Consider the following 3319-nt stretch of genomic DNA (forward strand, 5'->3'; position numbering starts at 1 on the left):
TCGGTAGGCACTGAACATGTGGCGCATCCGGTAGGACCTGCCCGGATATTGGTGATCGAATCGGAAGGGAGTGTCTGACGCTATATAAGTGATATCGATAAGATATAGAGATATTACCCGTTATATCGATATTCGATTCGGATCTAACATGGGCTCTACCTCACAAGAGGACAGGAGTTCGCCATGACATGCGCCAATAGCATCAAGCCCGGAATCAAACCGTTCAGTCACTTGCAGCATCCCCGCGAGGTGATCCGCCAGTTCACCCCTAACTGGTTCGCGGCCACCATGGGCACCGGCGTGCTGGCGTTGGCACTGGCGCAATTGCCGGTCGCCATGCCCGCCTTGCACAACTTTGCCGAAGCTCTCTGGCTGTTCAACATCGCCCTGTTTCTGCTGTTTACGGCGGTATACACGGCGCGTTGGGTGCTGTTTTTCGACGAGGCGCGACGGATTTTCGGCCACTCAACGGTTTCGATGTTTTTCGGCACCATCCCCATGGGCCTGGCGACCATCATCAATGGCTTCCTGGTGTTCGGCCTGCCGCGCTGGGGTGAAGGTGTGATTCACGTCGCCGAGGTGCTGTGGTGGCTGGATGTGGCCATGTCGCTGGCCTGCGGTGTGCTGATTCCCTACATGATGTTCACCCGTCAGGAGCACAGCATCGACCAGATGACCGCCGTCTGGCTGTTGCCGGTGGTCGCGGCAGAAGTCGCCGCCGCCAGCGGTGGTTTGCTGGCGCCGCACCTGGCCGACGCCCACTCGCAACTGGTGGTGCTGGTGACCAGCTATGTACTCTGGGCCTTTTCCCTGCCGGTGGCCTTCAGCATCCTGACCATTCTGTTGCTGCGCATGGCCCTGCATAAACTGCCCCACGAAAACATGGCCGCCTCGAGCTGGCTGGCCCTTGGCCCGATCGGCACTGGTGCGCTGGGTATGCTGGTACTGGGCGGCGATGCGCCGCTGATTTTCGCCGCCAACGGTATGCCGGGAGTCGGTGAGATCGCTGCAGGACTGGGTCTGGTGGCCGGCATCACCTTGTGGGGCTTCGGCCTGTGGTGGATGCTGATGGCGTTGCTGATCACTGTGCGCTACCTGCGTGCCGGCATTCCATTCAATCTTGGCTGGTGGGGCTTCACCTTCCCGTTGGGCGTCTATTCTCTGGCGACGTTGAAGCTGGCCAGTACCTTGAACCTGACGTTCTTCAGTGTGTTCGGCTGTGTGCTGGTGGCGTTGCTGGCGGTGATGTGGCTGATCGTCGGCAAGCGCACGGTGCTGGGCGCCTGGCGTGGCGAGCTGTTTGTCTCGCCGTGTATTGCCGGATTGAAGAAATAACCGGCAAAAGTTAGGTAAGGTGTGGCCTGGATCGACTTGTGATAATCCAATAAGAATCCAGGCCACTCGCTACCTAACATCAGGGACACATGGAAGATGAGTCACCCCTCACAGTTCACCTTGCTGCGCACCCGGCGCTTCCTGCCGTTCTTCATCACCCAGTCCCTCGGGGCGTTCAACGACAACGTGTTCAAGCAGTCGTTGATCCTCGCAATCTTGTACAAGTTGACCATCGAAGGTGACCGCTCGATCTGGGTCAACCTGTGTGCGCTGCTATTTATCCTGCCGTTTTTCCTGTTCTCGGCCCTGGCCGGGCAATTCGGGGAAAAGTTCGCCAAGGACGCGTTGATCCGCCTGATCAAGCTTGGGGAAATCGCCATCATGGCGGTCGGCGCCGTCGGCTTCATGTTCGATCACCTGTCGTTGATGCTGGTGGCGCTGTTCGCCATGGGCACCCACTCGGCGCTGTTCGGGCCGGTGAAATATTCGATCCTGCCGCAAGCCCTGCATGAAGACGAGCTGGTAGGCGGCAATGGCCTGGTGGAAATGGGCACCTTCCTGGCGATCCTCGCCGGCACCATTGGCGCCGGGATCATGATGTCTTCGGCGCATTACGCGCCTGTGGTGTCCATGGCGATCATCGGCACTGCCGTGCTCGGCTACCTGGCCAGTCGCAGCATTCCCCGGGCAGCGGCCGCCACGCCACAAATGCGCCTGAACTGGAACATTTTCAGCCAGTCCTGGGCCACGTTGAAACTAGGCCTTGGGCAAACGCCGGCGGTATCACGCTCGATTGTCGGCAACTCGTGGTTCTGGTTTGTCGGGGCGATTTATCTGACGCAGATCCCGGCCTATGCCAAGGAGTGGATGCACGGCGACGAAACCGTGGTGACGCTGATTCTGACGGTGTTCTCGGTCGGCATCGCGTTGGGGTCGATGCTGTGTGAGAAATTGTCCGGGCGTAAAGTCGAAATTGGGCTGGTGCCGTTCGGATCGTTCGGCCTGACCGTTTTCGGCCTGCTGTTGTGGTGGCATTCCGGCGCAATACCGGACAGCGCCGCCGGCCATGGCTGGATCGAAATCCTCGGTTTCGGTCACGCCTGGCTGGTACTGCTCGACATCCTCGGCCTGGGCGTTTTCGGTGGTTTCTACATCGTGCCGCTGTACGCACTGATCCAGTCACGTACGGCGGAAAACGAACGGGCGCGGGTGATTGCCGCCAACAACATCCTCAATGCGTTGTTCATGGTGGTGTCGGCGATTGTCTCGATCGTCTTGCTGAGCGTGGCCAAACTGTCGATCCCGCAGCTGTTCCTGGTTGTGTCGTTGCTGAACATCGGCGTCAACGCCTACATCTTCAAGATCGTCCCCGAGTTCACCATGCGTTTCATGATCTGGCTGCTCAGCCATTCCATGTACCGCGTCGAGCATCGCAATCTGGATCTGATCCCCGATGAAGGCGCGGCGTTGCTGGTGTGCAATCACGTGTCATTCGTCGACGCCTTGCTGATTGGCGGCGCGGTACGTCGGCCGATTCGCTTCGTGATGTATTACAAGATCTACAACCTGCCGGTGCTGAACTTCATCTTCCGTACCGCAGGGACGATTCCTATCGCGGGGCGTCATGAAGACATCCAGATCTACGAAAAGGCCTTCACGCGCATTGCCCGGTATCTGAAGGACGGTGAGCTGGTGTGCATCTTCCCCGAGGGTAAATTGACCGCCGATGGCGAAATGAATGAGTTCAAGGGCGGCTTGACGCGGATTCTCGAAGAAACACCGGTGCCGGTGATTCCATTGGCCTTGCAGGGGTTGTGGGGGAGTTTCTTCAGCCGCGATCCGGGTAAGGGACTGTTTCATCGCCTGTGGTCGCGGGTGACGTTGGTGGCAGGGCCGGCGGTGGCGGTTGAAGTGGCGGAGCCGGCGAAGTTGCAGGCGATGGTGGGGGAGTTGCGCGGGGCTGTTAGATAATGGTTGTTTGAAC

General features: G+C 59.0%; 2 protein-coding genes and 1 pseudogene. All 3 read left to right on the top strand.

Annotated elements, in window-relative coordinates; all coding sequences use genetic code 11:
- Positions 1-78 (top strand): annotated as a pseudogene (locus ACXRVY_RS21115) (cupin); the annotation flags it as partial.
- Positions 79-183: 105 nt separating this feature from the next.
- On the top strand, positions 184-1335 hold the full coding sequence (locus tag ACXRVY_RS21120) for a TDT family transporter (protein ID WP_223462155.1): 1152 nt from the start codon (positions 184-186) through the stop codon (positions 1333-1335).
- A 96-nt stretch (positions 1336-1431) separates the two neighbouring features.
- Positions 1432-3306: an MFS transporter gene (locus tag ACXRVY_RS21125; RefSeq protein WP_223462156.1), complete on the top strand. Its 1875-nt coding sequence runs from the start codon at positions 1432-1434 to the stop codon at positions 3304-3306.
- The last annotated feature ends 13 nt before the right edge of the window (positions 3307-3319 follow it).

The organism is Pseudomonas sp. P5_A2_2 (assembly GCF_054177685.1).

Bases quoted from the DNA above. Each gene is read 5' to 3' on its own strand.
- ACXRVY_RS21120 (WP_223462155.1), top strand. From the start codon at position 184: ATGACATGCGCCAATAGCATCAAGCCCGGAATCAAACCGTTCAGTCAC.
- ACXRVY_RS21125 (WP_223462156.1), top strand. From the start codon at position 1,432: ATGAGTCACCCCTCACAGTTCACCTTGCTGCGCACCCGGCGCTTCCTG.